Consider the following 14,677-nt stretch of genomic DNA (forward strand, 5'->3'; position numbering starts at 1 on the left):
CTTTCGCAATTCAACCACACGTAACCTCAAGTGACCTCAGGGCCCCCTAGGCAAGCAAGGAGAACCCGTGGCCGACTCTCGCGATGAGAACGTCACATGGCTGACGCAGGAGGCGTACGACCGCCTGAAGGCGGAGTACGAATATCTCTCTGGCCCCGGGCGCGTCGACATCGCCAAGAAGATCGAAGCCGCCCGCGAAGAGGGCGACCTGCGTGAGAACGGCGGCTACCACGCCGCCAAGGACGAGCAGGGCAAGATGGAGGCCCGGATCTTCCACCTCCGGCAGATCCTCGACAACGCCCAGGTGGGAGAGGCCCCCAAGGCCGAGGGCGTGGTGGGCCCCGGCATGACCGTGACCATCCGGTTCGTCGGCGACGACGACGAGGTCACCTTCCTGCTCGCCTCCCGCGAAGAGAGCGGAGCCCCGATCGACGTCTACTCGCCGAAGTCCCCGCTGGGTGCGGCGATCAACGGCAAGAAGATCGGGGAGAAGGCGACCTATTCCATGCCCAACGGCCGCCAGAACACGGTCGAGATCCTTGAGGCAGTGCCGTACATCGGCAACTGACACCCCCGCAGGACGACCGCCGGGCCCACGTCGGCCCGGCGGATTTTTCGCGTGCCTCCGGGATCCGGCAGGACCTCAGCTTCCTGGTCAACTCTCGTAGGCGGCGCAACACGTACAAGCTGGTGCCGTTCATCGTGGTGGCGCTGGTCGCGGTGCTGACCGCCGACGTGCTGCTGCTGGCTCGATCGGGCCAGGAGGTCGGGCTCGTACGCGCCCAGGACGCGCCCGAGCAGACGCCACTGGCGCAGCAGCGCCGGCCGCAACGGCAGCAGGGCCAGCAGCAGGGGCAGCCGCAACAGCCGCCCGCCACCACGATCCAGCCCGTGGAGCCGCTGAAGAAGCTGCACAAGCCCAACCTGTTCGTGCTGACCCGCAAGCCGTTCACCAACGAGTTGTTACGGAAGGTGGCCAAGCTGCGCGGGGTGCGGGCGCTGGAGTTGGCCGACGCGGCGTCGGTCATGCTCGACGACAAGCGGGTGCAGACGCTGGCGGTCAATCCGTCCACCTTCCGCTCGTACACGCCCAAGGTGACCGCTTCGTCCGACGCGCTGTGGCAGAACGTCGCGGCCGGCGACGTGGCGGTGTCGTTCGTGCTCGGCAACGACGGTGGGCTCGCGCTGCACCGGAGGGTGGCGAGCCCGGCCGGGACGCTGCGGATCGGCGCGTACGCCACCACCGGGTTCGGCGCGGTGGACGCCGTCGTGTCCAAGAACGTGGGGCGGATCTTGGGGCTGCCGCACGACAACGCGCTCATCGTGAGCGCCCCCGACACCAACTCCGACGTGCTGCGCAAGGCCATCCTCAAGCGGCTGCCCAAGGGCACGCAGGTGGCCATGGTAAACCCGGTGCTCCCGCAGCCGCAGACCCCGACCCGTACCTGGACCACGGGGTCGTTCATGACGGGCGAGCAGGTCACCGTGGCGCTCAAGGCCGCCGCCTCCAAGCTCGGCCGGCCGTACGTGTGGGGGGCCGAGGGGCCGGAAACCTTCGACTGCTCGGGCCTGGTCCAGTGGGCCTTCGCCCAGGCGGGGGTGCGGATGCCTCGGGTGACGCACCAGCAGTGGGTGACCGGGCAGCAGGTTCCCTTCTCGCAGGCGCAGCCGGGCGATCTGATCTTCTGGCGCCTTGACCCGACCAATCCCGACTACATCTCCCATGTGGCGATTTATTGGGGTGACGGGAAGATGATCCAGGCGCCGCGCACGGGTGACGTCGTCAAGATCTCACCGGTGCACACCCGCAACCTGGCGGGCGTCATCCGCGTGAGCCCGACCGTGGCCGCCAAGGTCCGCTGACCCCGCAGTCCCACCCCGCCGCGTCCGTCACACGTCCCTTCGGCGCCGCACGCCACCGATGCGATGCACGATCGTGCGCCCCACGTACCGCGCCCCTGCGCCGATCGCCCTTCACCGCCGGGCGGGTGGTCCGTAGCGCGCCTCCACAGCGCGCCGCCACGCCTCCGCGCAGGCACACTGCGCAGGCGTGCCGACTCGGTGCGAGGGCGCAGAGGCGGGTGTGGCGGGAGGCAGGAGCTGAGGTCAGAGAGGGTGGAGGGGAGTTCAAACGCGGCCTCCAACGCGTGCATTTAGCCTGCAACTATGTAATGGTGATTACATGGCAACAGACGACGACACCGCGCAGATTCACGGCTGGTTCACCGGGCGGCTGCCCGAAGGTTGGTTCACCGGTGCGCCCGAGATCGTCAGGGACCGCGAGGAGATCGCGGTGCTGGGCACGCTCCCCGACCTCCCGGACGACGTGCCCGAGGCCGAGCGGGCCGCCTTGATCGAGGGGCTGGCCAGGAGGTTCAGGGAGGAGACGCGCGAGCGGCGGATCGAGATCGCCCGGGAGGCCGAGCGGAAGTTCCGGCAGAAGGTGTCCTGGGGCGTGGTCTGCGGCGGCGAGACTGTGATGTTCACCACACTGTCCGTGCCCGTGATGACCCGGTTGCGCCAGACGGAGCGGCAGGTACTGGACACGCTCGTGGCCGCAGGGGTGGCCAGGAGTCGCAGTGACGCGCTCGCCTGGTGCGTGCGTCTGGTCGGGAAGCACACCGACACGTGGCTGGCCGACCTGCGGGACGCGCTGCAGCATGTCGACCGCGTTCGCTCCGCGGGGCCCGATGTCAATTCCTGAGACCACGCAGCGGAAACGGGCGCGGAAATGGACTAAACCACTTGGGAAATTGGTTTAGACCAGGCGAATTGGACTGGACCACTGCATGTTAATTCTCTTTTAAATCTGCTCGGGCTGGGTAGGCTCCACCAATCGTCAGGGTCCCTGCCTGCGACGACGGGCAAAGCCAACAGGTCTATGCCAATTGGCTTTCATGCCGCTTCGTCGTTAATGATGACTGGGCCCTGAGAGAGTGGAGGAGTCGCAGTCGTGTCCGTTTCCGTGGAAGTGCCCGCACCGACCAGCAATAGCGAATTGGCCGCGTGGGTGAACGAGATCGCCGCCCTGACCCAGCCAGACCGGATCGAGTGGTGCGACGGGTCCGAGGAGGAGTGGACGCGCCTGACCAACCTTCTCGTGGATCAGGGGACGTTCACGCGACTCGCCGCCCGGCCCAACAGCTTCTACGCCAAGTCCGACCCCAGCGACGTGGCCCGGGTGGAGGACCGCACCTTCATCTGCTCCGAGCACGAGGAGGACGCGGGGCCGACCAACAACTGGATCGCGCCCGACGAGATGCGCCGGACGTTCGGGCAGCTCTTCAAGGGCTGCATGCGCGGCCGCACGATGTACGTCGTGCCGTTCTGCATGGGCCCGCTCGGCGGCGAGATCTCGCAGCTCGGCGTCGAGATCACCGACTCCCCGTACGTCGCCGTCTCCATGCGGATCATGACGAGGATGGGGGAGAAGGCTCTTCGCCTGATCGAGAAGCGCGGAGCGGCGCGAAAGGCCGGAGAGAGCGAGGGACAAGCCGACGGAGGCCGCAGCAAGCGCGACCATCAACACGGCGAGTTCGTCAAGGCGGTGCACTCCGTCGGGGCGCCGCTGGCCCACGGTCAGCAGGACGTGCCGTGGCCGTGCAGCTCGACCAAGTACATCAGCCACTTCCCGGAGACCCGCGAGATCTGGTCGTACGGCTCCGGCTACGGCGGCAACGCCCTGCTCGGCAAGAAGTGCTACGCGCTGCGCATCGCCAGCGCCATGGCCCGCGACGAGGGCTGGATGGCCGAGCACATGCTGATCCTCAAGCTCACGCCGCCGTCCGGCGAGACCCGCTACATCGCGGCCGCCTTCCCGAGCGCCTGCGGCAAGACCAACCTCGCCATGCTCCAGCCCACGATCCCGGGCTGGAAGGTCGAGACGATCGGCGACGACATCGCCTGGATGCGCTTCGGCGACGACGGCCGCCTGTACGCGATCAACCCGGAGGCCGGCTTCTTCGGCGTCGCGCCCGGCACCGGCCAGGTGACCAACGCCAACGCGATCAGGACGCTCTGGGGCAACAGCATCTTCACCAACGTCGCGCTCACCGACGACGGCGACGTGTGGTGGGAGGGGCTGACCGAGGAGCCGCCGGCGCACCTGACCGACTGGAAGGGGCGTTCCTGGACGCCCGAGAGCGGTGAGCCCGCCGCCCACCCGAACGCCCGCTTCACCACTCCCGCCGCTCAGTGCCCGACCATCGCACCCGAGTGGCAGGACCCCAAGGGCGTGCCCATCTCAGCGATCTTGTTCGGCGGTCGCCGCGCCACCGCGGTGCCGCTGGTCACGGAGTCGCTGAGCTGGGAGCACGGCGTCTTTCTCGGAGCCAACGTCGCCTCCGAGAAGACCGCCGCGGCCGAGGGCAAGGTGGGCGAGCTGCGCCACGACCCGTTCGCCATGCTGCCGTTCTGCGGCTACAACATGGGCGACTACTTCGACCACTGGCTGGAGATCGGCCGCCGCAAGGGCGCCGAGCTCCCGCGGATCTACTACGTCAACTGGTTCCGCAAGAACGCCGAGGGCAAGTTCGTCTGGCCGGGCTTCGGCGAGAACAGCCGCGTGCTCAAGTGGATCGTCGACCGGCTCAACGGCGAGGCCAAGGCCGTGCCGACGGCGATCGGCCTGCTGCCGGCCGACCTCGACACCAAGGGCCTGGACCTGAGTGAGGAGGACCTGCGCACGCTCCTGTCCGTCGACAAGGAAGTGTGGCGCGAGGAGGCGTCGCTGATCCCGGCCCACTTCGACAAGTTCGGCTCGCATCTGCCGAAGGAACTGTGGGACGAGTACAACGCTCTGCTGGATCGGCTCGGCTGACCCCCTTGTGCGGTACGGCGGCTCCGTCTAACTTGACGGACTGCCGTACCGCTAGGAGGGGCCGCCGTGGACTACTTCCTGCTCTTCGCCGCGCTGGGCGTGGTTTTCCTGGTCAACGTGGCGGAACAGAGCGTCGAGCGCGAGCGCAGGCGCGTCAGCGAGCCGGAGCCCACGGGCGCCGGGCATGACCTGTCCCACTACGAGCTGGCCTATCTGTCCGGCGGGCCCCGGCGGGCCATCAACACGGCGCTGGCCGTCCTCGCGAGGGCCGGCGCCGTTCGCGTGTCACGGGGGTCGCAGGTCACCGCCGTCCGCGGCGCGCGGCCCTCGCCGGTGCCGATCGAGCAGGCCGTGCTGGACGCGCTGGCCGCCAGGCCGGGCGGTTACCGGGCCGGCGAGCTGCGGCGGGAGCTGGAGGCGCATCCGGCGCTGGCCGGGCTGGCCGGCGGCCTCCGGGCACGCGGCCTGATCGTGCCGGAGGAGGCGTTCGGGACGGCGTGGCGGCGCAGGAAGCTGCAGAAGGCGGCCGTGGCCGTGGCGGGCGGGTTCGCGCTGCTGGTGGTCGCGCTGGCGGCCGCCGGGCTGGCGGCCAAGGAGCCGATCTTCCTCGGGGTGCTGTTCTTCACCGTGATCGCGGTCGTCTCGGGGCTCGCCGCGCTCGCCCGGCAGCGCCGCAGGCTGCGGAACGTCCTCACCAAGGAGGGGCGCGCGGTCCTGCTGTCGGCTCGCGGCCACCACCCGAGGGGCGCGCACGACCAGAGCTCCCTGGCCCTGGCGGTCGGGATACCCGTCGCGCTGTACGGGCTGCAGGACGCCGGGGACCAGAGCCTGTGCGACGAGCTCTCGGCCGGCGACCCGGGAGGCGACTGCGCCGGCGCCTGCGGGACGTACGGCGGAGGCGACGGCACGACGTTCGGCGGCGACTCCTCCGGCGGCTTCGGCGGCATGGACTTCGGCGGCGGATCGTCGAGTTGCGGTGGGAGCTCGTCGAGTTGCGGTAGTGGTTCGAGTTGCGGGGGTGGCGGTTCGAGCTGCGGCGGAGGAAGCAGCTGACGAAATTCGAATAATCTAAATGAGCAGAACGAAACCTTTACCTCTGCCTTACGCGTCCTTCCGATAACCAGCCTGATCCGGCTGTACGGAGGGAGGCCTAAATGGACCTGTTCCTGCTGATCCTTTCGGTGGCTCTGGCGGCGATAGCCCTCACCACCGCCTCCGCATTCAAACGCGAGCACGCCGTCCCGGCGACGTCCCGTACTCGCGCCCTGGGCCAGAAATTGGGCCATTACGAGCTCGCCTATCTGGCGGGCGGCCCCGAGCAGGTGGCCGGCACGGCCATCGCGCTCCTGACCGGCTCGGGAGATCTGCGCGTGTCACGCGGGGGGCACGTGCACAGCGTCCACGCGCCGTCGGTGTCGCGGGACCCCATCGAGCAGGCGACGCTGGCCACCGTCGCCGAACGTTCCGGGCTCCCGGCATCCGCGCTCAAGATCGAGGTACGCAGGAGCCTGGCCATGGACGGGCTCAAGCGCCATCTCACGGACGTCGGCCTGGTCCTGCCCGTCGACCGCGCCAGGCGGCTCGACCGGCTGGCCGCCGGGCTCCAGGTGGTGTCGGCACTGGCCTTCGCGGGGGCCGTGGCGGCCGTGGTCACCGTGCTCACCGAGGGTACGAAGCCGCTCCTGATGATCTCGCTGATCGCCCTGGCGATCACCGGCGCGGGCGCGGCCGGCGTGATCCGCAACCGCAGGAGGTCCCGCCGCGACGCGCTCACCGCCCACGGGGTGGAGCGGCTGGGCAACGCCAGGAAGACGTGCCCGCTGGGCTCGGGGGACGGGCGGACGCACGTCGCGCTGTACGGCCCGGGCGCGCAGCTGAAGGCCGACCTGCGGGCGGCCCGCCGGCCCAGGCGGCAGTCCACGTACGGTGGCGGATACAGCAGCGGCGGCGGCTGCGGCGGGGTGTCCCACCACGGCTGCGGCGGCGGCTCGTCGGGCTGTGGCGGCGGCAGCGGCTGCGGCGGCGGTGGCTGCGGAGGAGGAGGAAGCTGACATGGCCGAGCCGGGAGCCGGGCAGCGTGCCGGGGGCGAGCTGGGGGTGGGGATCGGCTGGCGGGCCGAGCTGGACCTGTCCATCGAGCGGATGCCCGGCGTCGACTTCCTGGAAGTCGTCGCCGAGAACATCAAGCCCGCCGACCTCCCCGAGTCGTTACGCGTGCTGCGGGCCAGGGGCCTGCCGGTGATCCCGCACGGGGTGTCGCTCGGCGTCGGCGGCGCCGAGCCGCCCTCCCCGGCCCGGCTCGCCCACCTGGCCGCCTGCGCGGAGGCGCTGGACTCGCCGCTGGTCAGCGAGCACCTGGCGTTCGTACGGGGCGGCGGCATCGAGGTCGGGCACCTGTTGCCGGTGCCGCGCACCCGCGATTCCCTGCGGGTCATCACCGAGAACGTACGCAGGGCGCAGGACGCGCTGCCGGTGCCGCTCGCCCTGGAGAACGTCGCGGCCATCTTCGGCTGGCCGGACGACGAGCTGACCGAGGCCCAGTTCCTCGCCGAACTGGTCGAGCGGACCGGGGTCGGGCTGCTGATCGACGTGGCCAACCTCTACACCAACCAGTTCAACCTGGGGTTGTCGGCCACGGACGCGCTCGACGCGCTGCCGCTCGAACACCTCGCGTACGTCCATGTGGCCGGCGGGGAGGAGCACCACGGCATCTGGCACGACACGCACACCGCCTTCGCGCCGGAGCCGGTGCTCGACCTGCTCACGGAGCTGTGCGCCCGCGCCACCCCGCCGGGCGCGCTGCTGGAGTGGGACGACGACTACCCGAGCGACGCCGCCCTGGAGAGCGAGCTGGCCAGGATCCGCACGGCGATGTCCGCGGCCCGGGAGCCCGGATGACCGACCGGCGGGGGACGGCGGACGACGAGGGGCTGGGGGAGGCCCGGCGGCGGCTGGCCGAGGCGCAGGGGCACGTGGTGGCCGCGCTCGTCGCCGGGGCCCCGGCGCCCCAGGGGTTCGACCCGGAGCGGATGCGGGCGCAGGCGTCGAGCCTGGTCGCCAAGCGGCGCGGCATCGTGGCCAGGATACGGCCCGACGCCGCCGCCGCGGCGGGCCCCGACCTGGCCGCGGAGTTCGCCGCCTACGCGCGCTCCCGCGGCGAGCCCCCGCCCAACTACCGCACCGACGCGAACGACTTCGCCGACTGGCTGCGCGAGCGCGGTCGCATGCCCGGCCCGCCGCGCAAACCCCGCTGGTGGTCTCGTTTTCTCCCGTGACTCCCTCTGGCCACATCTGGCCAGGGGCGGATCCGGCATAGCCGGTTTAACCGACATTCGGCCGGAAACCGTCAGAGAATGGGGGGATTGCGTTGCGTCGACGGGTCTTATCTGACCGTCACACCAGTGGCATGCAAGGACAGCGTCGGCACGCCGTACGAGGTCACCCTTGAGCTGCATCGCGACGGCACGCCGTACGGGAGCGTCGGGGAGCGGTGCGGCTGGCTGCTCGCGCGCCTGGCGCGCGGCGTGGACGAGGCCCGCCGGGGACGGGGAGCGGCCAAGCGGTGGACGGACCCCGACGACAGGTTCCCCGACGAGGAGCCGGACAGCGAGCTGTTCTCCTTCCGCTACCGCACCAGGGCGGGCCTGGTGGGCGGTGGGGAGCTGCGCTGCCAGCTCAGGACCATCCCCGTGTGGCAGGCCGCCGAGGGCGAGTGGCGGCTGACCAGAAGGGCGTACGTGGAGGCGTGGGGCTCGACGGGCGTGGGCATGCGGGCGGTGCTGACGTCGTCGGAGCTGTCGGTGTTCGTCCGGAGCCTCGTGGATGAGGCGGAAGGATGTCTAGAAGGTAGAGATCTGGCGAGGAATCCACTAGAGGGAGCAGGCACGGGCGATTCGCGGTGATAATTGCCTGTTGGGTCATGCGACCGAAGGCAACCGCTGGGGAGGCACTCCGTGGGCCTGCGCGATCTGGTCTACCGGCTGTATGAGCACCGGCTGGAGTCCAAGCTGTCGAAGGACATCATCCCCCGGCACGTCGGGGTGATCATCGACGGCAACCGCCGCTGGGCACGTGCGATGGGCATGCGTGACGTCGCCACCGGCCATCGCAAGGGCGCGGACAAGATCTCGGAGCTGCTCGGCTGGTGCCGCGAGACGGGCGTCGAGGTCGTCACCGTCTGGATGTTGTCCAACGACAACCTCAACCGGCCGAAGGAAGAGCTGGAGCCCCTGCTGCGCATCATCGAGGACGTGACGCAGGAGCTGGTGGACGAGGGCTGGCGGATCAGCCCCGTCGGCGCGCTGGATCTGCTGCCAGACCGAACGGCGAATGTCCTAAAAAACGCAAAGGAAGCATCATCACACCGTCCGGGCCTGATTGTGAACGTTGCAGTTGGGTATGGAGGAAGGCGTGAGATTGCCGATGCGGTGCGCTCACTGCTCCAGGAGCAAGCGAGCAAAGGGGCGAGCATCGAGGACCTCGTTGAGGTGCTCGATGTGGAGCACATCGCGGAGCATCTCTACACTCGCGGCCAACCCGACCCGGACCTCCTCATCCGGACCTCGGGCGAGCAGCGCCTGTCCGGCTTCATGCTCTGGCAGAGCGCTCACTCAGAGTTCTACTTCCACGAGGCCTACTGGCCTGACTTCCGCAGGGTTGACTTCCTGCGGGCGCTGCGCGACTACGCTGCGAGACACCGACGTTACGGTTCATGACGCGACAACGGGGCATTCAGAACGTAACGTAGTAAATGTCCGACCGCAGGCCGGACATTTCGGAGAGGGCCCGCCTTTGCACCAAGATCTGCCGAGGGGGGCCGGTACCCGGCGCCGACGGCAGCTCGCGGTCGGGGATGTGGGACCGGTCCGAATCCCGCCTCGTCTGCAGGGCGCTCGCGCTTATGGGCGCCCGGGGGAGAACGTGTGGCAGTGTCCTCGAGCAACCCTACTCACCTGTCGGCCAAGCGCACGTACGTGCTGGACACGTCGGTCCTGCTAGCCGACCCGGCGGCAATGACCCGCTTCGCCGAGCACGACGTGGTTCTTCCCATCGTGGTCATCACCGAGCTGGAGGGGAAGCGGCATCATCCCGAGCTCGGCTACTTCGCCAGGAAGGCCCTGCGCTACCTCGACGACCTGCGGATCCAGTACGGCAGGCTCGACGAGGCGATGCCGACAGGGGACGGCACGATCAGGGTTGAGCTCAATCACAGCGATCCGTCGATCCTGCCCGTCGGGTTCCGCCTGGGTGACAACGACACCCGCATCCTGACCGTGGCCCGCTCGCTGGCCGCGGAGGGCTGCGACGTGGTCCTGGTGTCCAAGGACCTGCCGCTGCGCGTCAAGGCGGCCTCGATCGGCCTGGCGGCCGAGGAATACCGCGCCGAGCTCGTACACGAGTCGGGCTGGACGGGTATGGCCGAGGTCCAGGTGACCGCGGAGGACGTCGAGACGCTCTTCGACCAGGGCAGCGCCGACCTCGAGGAGGTCAGGGACCTGCCGGCGCACACCGGCCTGCGGCTGCTGTCGGCCAAGGGCTCGGCGCTCGGCAGGGTGCAGCCGGACAAGTCGGTGAAGCTCGTCCGCGGCGACCGCGAGGTGTTCGGCCTGCACGGCCGCTCCGCCGAGCAGCGCATCGCGCTCGACCTGCTGATGGACCCGGAGATCGGCATCGTCTCGCTGGGCGGCCGGGCCGGCACCGGCAAGTCGGCGCTCGCGCTCTGCGCGGGCCTGGAGGCGGTCCTGGAGCGCCGCCAGCACCGCAAGGTGGTCGTCTTCCGCCCCCTGTACGCCGTGGGCGGCCAGGAGCTCGGCTACCTGCCGGGCACCGAGGGCGAGAAGATGGGCCCGTGGGCGCAGGCGGTCTACGACACGCTGGGCGCGATCACCTCGCCCGAGGTGATCGAGGAGGTGCTCGACAGGGGCATGCTGGAGGTGCTCCCGCTGACGCACATACGAGGCCGGTCGCTGCACGACGCGTTCGTGATCGTGGACGAGGCCCAGTCGCTGGAGCGCGGGGTGCTGCTGACCGTGCTGAGCCGGATCGGCGCCAACTCGCGGGTCGTGCTCACCCACGACGTGGCCCAGCGCGACAACCTCCGCGTCGGCCGGCACGACGGCGTGGTGGCGGTGGTGGAGAAGCTCAAGGGCCACCCGCTCTTCGCGCACGTCACGCTGACCAGGTCGGAGCGCTCGCCGATCGCGGCGCTGGTGACGGAGATGCTCGAGGACATCACGATGTAGGCGGTGGGCCGCCGGACGCGGCCCACCATGATCACTTGAGTTCGCCGCAGGTGTGCTGCCCCTCCGACTTGGAGGGGCGGTTCGCGTTGTCCCGGATGACCTTCACCATCTCGTACGCCGCGTCCTGCTGGGCCGTGCAGACGATCTGCGCCAGGCCGAGTTTGGTGAGCGTGCCGTCGCCCCTGATGTAGACGGTCAGCGTCGAGGTGCGCGGGAGCTGGACCTCGTCCCGCTGCACGGGGTTCAGCGAGTCCTTGATCCCCAGGTACGTGAACCCGCGCAGCGCGGTGTCCCGCCCGCCGTCGAGAGGCTCCGAGGAGGCCGCGAACAGCGCGCTGAGCAGGCTGGCGACGGTCTCGTTCTCGACGTCGGCCGCTTCCAGGGCGAGCTTGCCGTTCCTGATCAGGAAGATCGTCTTGGACGGCGGCGGGATCTTGATGGTGGGCGCGTTGCCCCGGTCCTGGACGTCCGTGGGCGAGATGCCGCAGGCCGTCAGGGCGAGCAGGAGGACGAGCGCGAGAGCGCGGACAGCGGTCATGAGTGTGGCAGCCAGACCGTGAAGAGCGTGCCGGGATTCTGCAGGCGTACGGAGATCGTGCCGCCGTGGAGGTGGACGTTCGCTCTGGCGATGGCGAGGCCGAGGCCGCTGCCCTGACTGCGGGCCCGGCCCGCGCCGGCCTTGAAGAATCGGTCGAAGACGTGCGGCAGCGCCTCGCGCGGTATGCCCTTGCCGTGGTCGCGCACCTTCACCTCCAGGCCGTTCTCGGTGCCCCTGGCGCTCACCATGATCGGGGGCTGCCCATGCTTGAGCGCGTTGCCGACCAGGTTGGCCACGATGACGTCGAACCTCCTCGGGTCGAGGTTCACCGTCAAGCCCTGGGACGCCTTCACCTGCACCTGGTCGCTCCAGCCGCGTACCTCCAGGCAGTCCGCGATGGCGTCGGCCACGTTCACCGGCTCGACGTTGAGCGTGGCCGTGCCCGCGTCGAAGCGGCTGATCTCGATGAGGTGCTCGACCAGCTCGCGCAGGCGCTCGATCTCCCTGAGCACCAGCCGGACGGCCTCGGCCGGCGCCTCCGGCAGCCGGCCCGCCTCCTCGGAGAGCATGTCGGCCACGGCCGTCATGGCGGTCAGGGGCGTGCGCAGCTCGTGCGAGACGTCCGCCACGAACCTGCGCGACATGGCCTCCAGCGAGCGCAGCTCGGACACGCTCAGCTCCAGCGCCGCGGCCGCGTCGTTGAAGCGGGCGGTCAGCTCGGCCAGCTCGTCCTGCCCGTGGACGGGCAGGCGCGTGTCCAGCCGGCCCTGGCCGAGCGCCTGCGCGGCGGCGCTGAGCCGCCGGACCGGCAGCAGCACCTGCCTGGCCGACAGCAGCGCCACGACCAGCGCGATCAGCACGATGGCGGCGCCGGCCTGGGCGAGCGTGGTCCTGAGCGTGTTGAGCTGGTTCTCGTCGCCCCGCATCGGGAAGAACACGAACGCGCGCAGCCCCGTGGCCTCGGGCGTGCCGTCGAAGTCGCGATAGACCTCGGCGCCGATGATGAGCCAGAGCTCGTTGCGGATGACCTTGCGCTGGGTGACCACGCTCTGCTTGGCCCGGCCGTAGAGCTCGTTGGGCACGTCGCTCATGGTCATGGAGCCTTCGAGGGAGACCAGGCCGCCGTACTCGACGATCACGCTGCGGCCCGGCCCGCTGAGCCCGGCGGCGACGCGGTCCAGCTCCTTGATGGTCGGCGCGGCCTCGCCGGCCGCGAGCTTGCCGACGGGGAAGGTGATGCTCCCCAGCTCTCTGATCACGAGGTCGAGCGAGGTGTTCTCCTCGCGGGTCACGAGCGCGGTCTTGGCCAGCTCGAAGCCGATGGTGGCGACCAGCAGCGAGGCGGTGACGGCGACCAGCGTGAACGTGATGACGAGGCGGGCGCGCAGCCCGGTGGGCAGGGGGATCACGGAGGGCTGAAGCGGTAGCCGAACCCGCGCACCGTGTGGATGAACACGGGCTCGGCCGGCTTCGGCTCGATCTTGGCCCGGATCCGCTGCACGCAGGCGTCCACCAGCCGGGAGTCGGCGATGTGCGTGTGGTCCCACACCTCGCGCAGCAGGTAGCGGCGGTTGAGCACCTGGCCGGGGTGTCGTACGAGCTCCAGCAGCAGCCGCAGCTCGGTCGGCGTCAGGTGGATCTCCTTGTCGGCCAGCATGACCTTGAGCGCGCCCCGGTCGATCACGAGGTCGCCGAAGGTGATGCGATCGGAGGCGGCGGACTCGGCCCTGCGCAGGATGGCGCGGATGCGCGCGTCCAGGACCCGGGGCTCGACCGGCTTGACCACGTAGTCGTCCGCGCCGGCCTCCAGCCCGACCACCACGTCCAGGTCGTCGCCGCGGGCCGTGAGCAGGATGACGGGGAGCTGGTCGAGCTTGCGTACGCGACGGCACACCTCGACCCCGTCGATCCCCGGGAGCATCACGTCGAGGATCGCGATCTCCGGGCGGCGGGCCCTGATGTGGTCCAATGCCTCCTCGCCCGTCGCGTACGACGTGACGGAGTGTCCCTGACGGGTCAGCGCCAGCTCGAGAGCCATGCGGACCGAGGGGTCGTCTTCAACCAGGAGGATGCCAGCCACGCACAAATTATTATTCCATGTCCCGAATGCCCGAACTAAGTCACCAAACTGTGACATGTCACTGATGGGACACCAAAGTAGCCGCGGCAGCCTGGAAGCGGCTTCCCTTCGGTTCACGGGCGCCCGAGGGGGAGCTGTCCTTTGTGTGAGCAATATCACACTATTTCGGAAACGCCACGCTTACCAGCAAGTTAGCCAACGGGGTCCCAAGCGATTCTCGCGTTTCGGTTGCGCACCACCCCCCAGGACAAGGCAAGCTCATGGTTCGTGAGCCCCGGTCCGCAGTTGAGTGAGCGCCCGCAGAAGGAAGACTTCTCCCCGGCGCGCCGGCCCAAGAGGCGCGTGAGCGCGAAAGCGGTGGTCATCACCGTCGTTTCGCTGGTGGTAGTGGGCGGCGGAGGCACTTTCGTCGCACTCCGCGCCATCGAGAACGCCAACAGGCCAGCCGTCACCCCCTTCACGCCCGAGCAGCTGGGCTCCATCGCCAGCGGCAGCTTCTACACGCCCGACCCGCAGAACGACGCGCTCAAGAACGCGGCCGAGCAGGCGTACAAGGCGGACAAGCTGAAGGACGGCCGGTCCTCCGCGGGCAAGAACCCCGACATCGACTGGGTGGTGCCGAAGAAGGCGCCGGGCGGTGACGGGTTCCCCGCCGCGAACTTCCCGCCGGGCAGCAACCCCTCGCCGGGCAGCAACAAGGCCACCGCCAAGACCATGCTCTCCTCCATGGGCTGGGGCGACGACCAGTGGGGCTGCCTGGAGCGGCTCTGGCAGAAGGAGAGCGGCTGGAACGAGCGGGCGATGAACCGCTACTCCGGCGCGTACGGCATCCCGCAGTCCCTTCCCGGCAGCAAGATGGCCAGCGCGGGCTCCGACTGGCAGACCAACGCCGCGACCCAGATCAAGTGGGGCCTCGGCTACATCAAGGGCCGCTACGGCACGCCCTGCGGCGCATGGGGACACTCACAGTCGGTCGGTTGGTATTAGAGGGTCAACTT

The 14,677-nt window shown here is 69.6% G+C and carries 15 protein-coding genes; 12 read left to right on the forward strand and 3 right to left on the reverse strand.

The genetic code is table 11. The features are described 5' to 3' along the window. The first annotated feature begins 67 nt into the window (after positions 1–67). The 11 genes from greA (at position 68) to ACIBQ1_RS11050 (ending at position 11,061) form a co-directional block, all read left to right on the forward strand. On the forward strand, positions 68–568 hold the full coding sequence (gene greA / locus ACIBQ1_RS11000; RefSeq protein WP_148437100.1) for a transcription elongation factor GreA: 501 nt from the start codon (positions 68–70) through the stop codon (positions 566–568). A gap of 122 nt (positions 569–690) precedes the next feature. Next, complete coding sequence (locus ACIBQ1_RS11005) at positions 691–1,863, forward strand: C40 family peptidase (RefSeq protein ID WP_397276405.1); 1,173 nt, start codon at positions 691–693, stop codon at positions 1,861–1,863. Positions 1,864–2,182: 319 nt separating this feature from the next. Then, entirely contained in the window at positions 2,183–2,704 is a 522-nt protein-coding gene (locus tag ACIBQ1_RS11010; protein ID WP_397276408.1) for a hypothetical protein, read from the forward strand. A gap of 249 nt (positions 2,705–2,953) precedes the next feature. Further along, a complete protein-coding gene (locus ACIBQ1_RS11015) occupies positions 2,954–4,819 on the forward strand; it encodes a phosphoenolpyruvate carboxykinase (GTP) (RefSeq protein WP_397276410.1) in 1,866 nt (621 codons plus the stop codon). Positions 4,820–4,885: 66 nt separating this feature from the next. Further along, positions 4,886–5,872 carry a TIGR04222 domain-containing membrane protein gene (locus ACIBQ1_RS11020; RefSeq protein ID WP_397276412.1) on the forward strand — a complete coding sequence of 329 codons (987 nt, stop codon included), beginning with the start codon at positions 4,886–4,888 and terminating at the stop codon, positions 5,870–5,872. 101 nt (positions 5,873–5,973) lie between these two features. After that, positions 5,974–6,870, forward strand: coding sequence for a TIGR04222 domain-containing membrane protein (locus ACIBQ1_RS11025; protein WP_397276414.1), 897 nt, complete (start codon positions 5,974–5,976; stop codon positions 6,868–6,870). A 1-nt stretch (position 6,871) separates the two neighbouring features. Then, a complete protein-coding gene (locus ACIBQ1_RS11030; protein WP_397276416.1) occupies positions 6,872–7,717 on the forward strand; it encodes a DUF692 family multinuclear iron-containing protein in 846 nt (281 codons plus the stop codon). Further along, positions 7,714–8,094, forward strand: a complete 381-nt coding sequence (locus ACIBQ1_RS11035) for a hypothetical protein (RefSeq protein WP_397276418.1) — start codon at positions 7,714–7,716, stop codon at positions 8,092–8,094. The genes ACIBQ1_RS11030 and ACIBQ1_RS11035 overlap by 4 nt, the downstream gene beginning before the upstream one ends. A gap of 126 nt (positions 8,095–8,220) precedes the next feature. Next, positions 8,221–8,721: a hypothetical protein gene (locus tag ACIBQ1_RS11040; RefSeq protein WP_397276419.1), complete on the forward strand. Its 501-nt coding sequence runs from the start codon at positions 8,221–8,223 to the stop codon at positions 8,719–8,721. 51 nt (positions 8,722–8,772) lie between these two features. Next, positions 8,773–9,534 (forward strand): isoprenyl transferase, encoded by a 762-nt coding sequence (locus ACIBQ1_RS11045; RefSeq protein ID WP_397276421.1) that lies wholly within the window; start codon positions 8,773–8,775, stop codon positions 9,532–9,534. 258 nt (positions 9,535–9,792) lie between these two features. Beyond that, the gene (locus ACIBQ1_RS11050; RefSeq protein ID WP_397276759.1) at positions 9,793–11,061 is read left to right on the forward strand and encodes a PhoH family protein; all 1,269 of its coding nucleotides are present in this window, start codon (positions 9,793–9,795) and stop codon (positions 11,059–11,061) included. Positions 11,062–11,092: 31 nt separating this feature from the next. Here ACIBQ1_RS11050 and ACIBQ1_RS11055 read toward each other — a convergent pair whose 3' ends face one another. Genes ACIBQ1_RS11055 through ACIBQ1_RS11065 form a run of 3 tightly spaced genes read right to left on the reverse strand, consistent with a single transcriptional unit; the run spans position 11,093 to position 13,679 of the window. Beyond that, positions 11,093–11,599 carry a hypothetical protein gene (locus tag ACIBQ1_RS11055; RefSeq protein WP_397276423.1) on the reverse strand — a complete coding sequence of 169 codons (507 nt, stop codon included), beginning with the start codon at positions 11,597–11,599 and terminating at the stop codon, positions 11,093–11,095. Next, on the reverse strand, positions 11,596–13,008 hold the full coding sequence (locus ACIBQ1_RS11060) for an ATP-binding protein (RefSeq protein ID WP_397276425.1): 1,413 nt from the start codon (positions 13,006–13,008) through the stop codon (positions 11,596–11,598). Before ACIBQ1_RS11060 ends, ACIBQ1_RS11055 begins: the two co-directional genes overlap by 4 nt. Continuing rightward, the gene (locus tag ACIBQ1_RS11065) at positions 13,005–13,679 is read right to left on the reverse strand and encodes a response regulator (RefSeq protein ID WP_397276426.1); all 675 of its coding nucleotides are present in this window, start codon (positions 13,677–13,679) and stop codon (positions 13,005–13,007) included. Before ACIBQ1_RS11065 ends, ACIBQ1_RS11060 begins: the two co-directional genes overlap by 4 nt. A gap of 342 nt (positions 13,680–14,021) precedes the next feature. Here ACIBQ1_RS11065 and ACIBQ1_RS11070 point away from each other — a divergent pair, with 342 nt between their 5' ends. Next, positions 14,022–14,666, forward strand: a complete 645-nt coding sequence (locus ACIBQ1_RS11070; RefSeq protein ID WP_397276428.1) for a lytic transglycosylase domain-containing protein — start codon at positions 14,022–14,024, stop codon at positions 14,664–14,666. Positions 14,667–14,677 lie beyond the last annotated feature (11 nt).

The sequence above is a fragment of the Nonomuraea sp. NPDC050153 genome, assembly GCF_044460125.1.
Classification (GTDB): Bacteria; Actinomycetota; Actinomycetes; order Streptosporangiales; family Streptosporangiaceae; genus Nonomuraea.